The sequence below is a fragment of the Kribbella sp. genome, from assembly GCF_035655035.1.
Classification (GTDB): Bacteria; Actinomycetota; Actinomycetes; order Propionibacteriales; family Kribbellaceae; genus Kribbella.
Genome location: NZ_DASRVN010000621.1, coordinates 1 through 4,742, shown reverse-complemented (window position 1 = coordinate 4,742; position 4,742 = coordinate 1). Strand labels below are relative to the sequence as shown.

At 70.1% G+C, this 4,742-nt stretch carries 6 protein-coding genes; 3 read left to right on the top strand and 3 right to left on the bottom strand.

The window, feature by feature from the left end; all coding sequences use genetic code 11:
* Position 1: 1 nt before the first annotated feature.
* Both VFF46_RS32545 and VFF46_RS32540 read left to right on the top strand, forming a co-directional pair.
* Entirely contained in the window at positions 2–373 is a 372-nt protein-coding gene (locus tag VFF46_RS32545; protein WP_325041074.1) for a MerR family DNA-binding protein, read from the top strand.
* Positions 370–660 (top strand): hypothetical protein, encoded by a 291-nt coding sequence (locus VFF46_RS32540; protein WP_325041073.1) that lies wholly within the window; start codon positions 370–372, stop codon positions 658–660. The genes VFF46_RS32545 and VFF46_RS32540 overlap by 4 nt, the downstream gene beginning before the upstream one ends.
* Here the strand turns inward: VFF46_RS32540 and VFF46_RS32535 are convergent.
* The 3 genes from VFF46_RS32535 to VFF46_RS32525 are packed head-to-tail and all read right to left on the bottom strand — an operon-like array spanning position 650 to position 3,447.
* Complete coding sequence (locus VFF46_RS32535) at positions 650–1,507, bottom strand: aminoglycoside phosphotransferase family protein (RefSeq protein WP_325041072.1); 858 nt, start codon at positions 1,505–1,507, stop codon at positions 650–652. The two genes, VFF46_RS32540 and VFF46_RS32535, sit on opposite strands and share 11 nt — an antisense overlap.
* A 57-nt stretch (positions 1,508–1,564) precedes the next feature.
* Positions 1,565–2,245: a response regulator transcription factor gene (locus VFF46_RS32530; protein ID WP_325041071.1), complete on the bottom strand. Its 681-nt coding sequence runs from the start codon at positions 2,243–2,245 to the stop codon at positions 1,565–1,567.
* The gene (locus tag VFF46_RS32525) at positions 2,242–3,447 is read right to left on the bottom strand and encodes a sensor histidine kinase (RefSeq protein WP_325041070.1); all 1,206 of its coding nucleotides are present in this window, start codon (positions 3,445–3,447) and stop codon (positions 2,242–2,244) included. The genes VFF46_RS32530 and VFF46_RS32525 overlap by 4 nt, the downstream gene beginning before the upstream one ends.
* A gap of 188 nt (positions 3,448–3,635) precedes the next feature.
* Between VFF46_RS32525 and VFF46_RS32520 the strand changes: the two genes are divergently transcribed.
* Positions 3,636–4,709 carry a lipocalin-like domain-containing protein gene (locus VFF46_RS32520; RefSeq protein ID WP_325041069.1) on the top strand — a complete coding sequence of 358 codons (1,074 nt, stop codon included), beginning with the start codon at positions 3,636–3,638 and terminating at the stop codon, positions 4,707–4,709.
* Positions 4,710–4,742: the final 33 nt, after the last annotated feature.

Sequence of the window (4,742 nt, the reverse complement as noted above, 5' to 3'; positions counted from 1 at the left end):
GCTGGCCGGCCAGGTGGGCGTGAACACCGAGACGCTGCGGTACTACGAACGCCGCGGACTGCTGCCGGAACCGCCGCGGACGCTCGGCGGGTACCGGGATTATCCGGTCTCGGCGGTCGAGCTGCTGCGTTTCGTGAAGCGTGCTCAGGAGCTCGGGTTCACCCTCGACGAGGTGGAGGAGCTGCTGCACCTCGACGCCGGTGGGCCTGACGGTTGCGACGCGGCACGGGCGCTGGCCGAGCGTCGGCGCGCGGACCTCGCCGTACGGATCGCGGATCTGCAGCGGATGCACGATGCGTTGTCCGCGCTGGTCGAGACCTGCGACCTGCCGCGGGGCGATCGCAGCTGCGCCTTGCTGACGGCGATCCGATGAGGCTGGAGGTTCTGCACGTACCGGACTGCCCGAACGTCGCGCCGCTGCTGGAGCGCCTCGCACGGGTGACGGATCTGCCCGTGACGACTCGGCCGATCGTGAGCGAGGCGGCGGCGACGCAGTACGGCATGCGAGGCTCGCCGACGCTGCTGGTCGACGGCGTCGATCCGTTCGCTGTGGCGGGGGAGTGCTGCAGTATGTCGTGCCGGCTGTACCGGGACGAGACCGGACAGGTGGTCCCGGTACCGACGGTTGAGGTGCTGCGCCGGGTACTTCTCAGGGCTTGAGCAGGCGATTCACGACGGCGTCGAGGGTCGGCCAGGGTGGCCCTTCGCGGAGTGAGCGCAGGATCTCTTCTCCGAAGCGTCTGCCGTTCGGGAACTGGTCGCCGACGTCCCAGCGCCACGCGGCGACCAGCGCCAGTACGAGCTGCCGGCAACCGGCGAGCAGGTCCTGGTCGAGGCCGGGGTAATGCTCGCAGACCGCCTCGGGGACGTGGGCGACATCGAACTCGATCGGCCCGCGGCAGCAGGTCTCGAAGTCGATGAACAACGGGCCGTGCTTCGTGCTCAGCAGATTGCCTGGATGCGGCTCGCCGTGCAGCAGTTGCTCGTCGTGGTTGCCGGTCGCCTCGCGCAGGCTTTCCAGCCTGTTGCTCAGGAACACCCGGTCCGCGTCGGGGAGCTCCGGCGACAGGCGCGGGTCGGTGACGATCTTCTGCGCCTCGGCAATCCGATCAGTGAACCGCGGCGTCGGTACGTCGACCTTCCGCATCCCCGCATGCAGTTGCGCCAGCGCGTCGGCGTACTCCGCCGGTGAGCCCGGTGTCACGGGCTCGTAGTACGTCCAGAGCGTCACCGCGAAGCCGTCGCGGGTGTACACCGCGGGCTCCACCCGCGGGTCCAAGGCCGCCACCGGCGCCCCGACCTCGCCGAGCCGCTGCGCAAGCTCGATCTCCATCCCGGCAACCTGTTCCCCCACAGGCGCAACCCGGGCGAAGACGTCACCAGGCGTCAACCGCAAGGCCACCTTGTTCGAGTTGTGCAGCACGGTCGCGTCGTCGGCCGCCAGACCGAGCGAGCTGGCGATCGAAGTCGCGGCGGCAATCGCGCGGGTGACCTCAGGCGTCTCCATGATCCCGTGACGCTACACCGGCGATCTCCTGCTGTCGTTCGAATTCCGCGGGCCTACCTACGGGCTGACGAGACCGGTCTGGTACGCGATCACGACGAGTTGTGCCCGGTCGCGGGCGCCGAGCTTGCCCATCGCGTGGCTGACGTGGGTCCTGGCCGTCGCGGGGCTGAGGAACAGTTCGGCGCCGATCTCGTGGTTGGTCAGTCCTCGGCCGACCAGCGCGAGCACGTCGCGTTCCCGCTCGGTGAGTACCGCCAGCCGAGCGGCCGCGTTCTCGGAGACGGTACGCCGTGACGTGAACTGTGCGATGAGCCGCCGGGTGACCCGCGGCGCCAGCAGGGACTCGCCGGCTGCCACGACCCGGATGCCGTGCAGGAGTTCGGCAGGCCCGGCGTCCTTGAGGAGGAACCCACCGGCGCCGGCCTGCAGTCCTTCGAAGACGTACGCCTCGGTGTCGTAGGTGGTGAGGATCAGCACGTGGACGTCCTCGAGACCGCACGCCGACGCGATCTCCCGCGTTGCCTGGATTCCGTCCATCCGTGGCATCCGGATGTCCATGAGTACGACGTCGGGGCGGGCGGCGCGGGCCTGGTCCACCGCCTCGGCTCCGTTGGTCGCCTCGCCGACGACGGCGATGTCGTCCTCGACGTCGAGCAGGAACTTGAACCCGGACCGGACCAGCCGCTCGTCGTCGGCGAGCAGCACCCGGATCGGCCGGTCTGGCAGCGACGGGATCATGCCGGCACCGTTCCGGTGGTGAGGAGCGGAAGCCGCGCGACCACTTCGAAGCCCCCGACCGCCGTCGGCCGGGCGTCGAGTTCGCCGCCGAGCAGCTGGCATCGCTCCCGCATGCCGAGAATGCCGCGACCGGGTGCAGCCGCCGGGTGCGGCGCCGCTGTCCGTCGTCCCTGGTCGGTGACCCGCACTCCCACCGCGTCCACGCCGTACTCCACCGCGACCGTGACCCGCGTCGGTCCGGCGTGGCGGATCACGTTGGTCAGCGACTCCTGGACGATCCGGTACACCGCGCTGCCGACCACGCCCGGAACCGGCGCGAGCGGCAGGGCCTCCTCGAGCGTCACGTCGAGTCCGGCCTCGCGCGCCCGGGCGGCCAGGTCGTCGACCCGGGAGAGCCCGGGACCAGGTACCCGGTCGTCTCGGTCGGCGCGCAGTACGCCGAGGATCGTCCGCATCTCCTGCAGCGCCCGCGAGCTGGTGGACTCGATCGCCTCCAGGGTTTCCCGGGCCCGCTCCGGCCGCTTGTCCAGGACGTGCGCGGTGACACCGGCCTTGACGTTGATGATCGCGATCGCGTGCGCCACCGTGTCGTGGACCTCGCGCGCGATCCGCAACCGCTCCGCGTCGACCCGGGCCCGCGCCTCGTCCTCGCGGGTTCGCTCCGCGAGCTCGGCCCGGGCGAGCGCCTCGGCCGCGATCACCCGGCGGGACCGCACCGATTCGCCGAGCGCCGCGCTCATCACCGAAGCGCCGATCCGGAAGAACACCCAGCCGATCGCGGCCCGCGGCTGGATGTCCAGTGCGGACACGTACCAGGCCACCGTCAGGACCGAGATTCCCGCCGCCGCGGTGATCAGCGAGCGGCGACCGTCGCCGAGCGCGGTCAGCGTGTACGTGGCGACGAAGAGGCCGAGCCACCCCGGACCGTCAGGAAAGTCCAGCGTGTAATGGATCAAGCTGCAGAGCGCGGCGACGGCGAACACCGGTACCGGCCAACGGTGCCGCAGAACCACGACCGCTCCGCCGAGGAACAGGAGCACGTAGCCCAGGTGCCCGAGCGCGGTGAGCGGCCGGACCACCGTGGACAGCTCCTGCGTCGTACGGAAAACCGTTCCCTGGACCTGCATCACGGTGACGAACAGCCCGATCGCCACGTCCAGCCACCAGGGCTGCAGGCGGAACCGCCAGGCACGCAGCGACATTCCCCGAGCATAGGTTCGCGCGGACGCCACCGCGTCCGGCCAGGAGCGCGCTTACGGGTACCACGTACGGCGTACGCGGCGGACCGGGATGTACGTCGAACTGCGTAGCTGATCGCATCCGCCGACGGACGACCCCGGCGTACCCGGAACACCACGATCGGTGCAGTGAATCCACCGACGGAGGCTCAATGAAGCACCTGCACCTGTCGAATCGTCGAATCTCCCGAGTCATCGCGGTCCTGACGTTCGGCGCGGCACTCGCCGTCGCCGCGACGTCGGCAGGCGCGGACGCCGGTACCGCGGCCGTCAGTACCGCGGATGTTGCCCGCCCGACGGACGGTCCCGCGTTTCCGGTGTTCGTGAAGTTGCCGGCCGACCAGGCGGCGCATCCGGACGCACGCCAGGAATGGTGGTACGTCGTCGGCCACGTCGAGGCCCACGGCCACCGCTTCGGGTACGAGGTCACGATCGGCGGTGGTCAGCAGCCCCAGGCGATCGCGTCGATCACCGATCGGACGAGCGGTGCGTACTACACGACGTACGCGAGCTACTCGCCCGACCGGACGCGTTTCTCCACGACCGAACTCGACGTACGGACGCCGTCCGCAACGCTGTCCGGGCCGATGGACGCGATGCGCCTGCATGCGACGTTGCCGGTCGGTGCGATCGACGTGACGCTCAGCGCGCGAGGCCCGGCGCTGTACAACAACGGGACCGGGCTGATGCCGTTTCTCGGCGGCACGAGCTACTACTATTCGCTGCCCAGCCTGGAGACCCGGGGGACGCTCGAGGTCGACGGCCGCGCGTACACGGTCGCCGGGGAGTCGTGGCTGGACCGCCAGTGGGGCACGTGGGACTGGAGCACCATGGACAAGTGGACGTGGATGCCGCTGCAACTGTCCAACGGTGACCGGATCAACCTCTGGGACCTGTTCGCCGAGGGCAAGGAGCTCGCGTACGCGACCGTGCTGCATCCCGACGGGACCCATGAGCTGGTCGGCGTACAACCTCTCGCCGCCACCACGTCCGGCTTCTGGACCAGCCCTGCCACCGGCCAGCGGTACGGCACCCGCTGGACCGTGAAGATCGCCGCACTGGACGCCGACCTCACAGTCGTCGCCGAGCCACGGGGACAAGAACGCCTTGGCGCCTTCGGCGGCACCTACGAAGGCGCGTCCACTGTCACCGGCCGCGTCCGAGGCAAGCCGATCACCGGGCGGACGTACGTCGAACAGAACGGCAACTGGCACCCGAACCGGTGAGGTCAGCGGATGCCGGTGACGTACTGCGTGGGG

Coding starts and splice junctions, on each gene's coding strand:
- VFF46_RS32540 (WP_325041073.1), top strand. CDS start 370: ATGAGGCTGGAGGTTCTGCACGTACCGGACTGCCCGAACGTCGCGCCG.
- VFF46_RS32535 (WP_325041072.1), bottom strand. CDS start 1,507: ATGGAGACGCCTGAGGTCACCCGCGCGATTGCCGCCGCGACTTCGATC.
- VFF46_RS32530 (WP_325041071.1), bottom strand. CDS start 2,245: ATGATCCCGTCGCTGCCAGACCGGCCGATCCGGGTGCTGCTCGCCGAC.
- VFF46_RS32525 (WP_325041070.1), bottom strand. CDS start 3,447: ATGTCGCTGCGTGCCTGGCGGTTCCGCCTGCAGCCCTGGTGGCTGGAC.
- VFF46_RS32520 (WP_325041069.1), top strand. CDS start 3,636: ATGAAGCACCTGCACCTGTCGAATCGTCGAATCTCCCGAGTCATCGCG.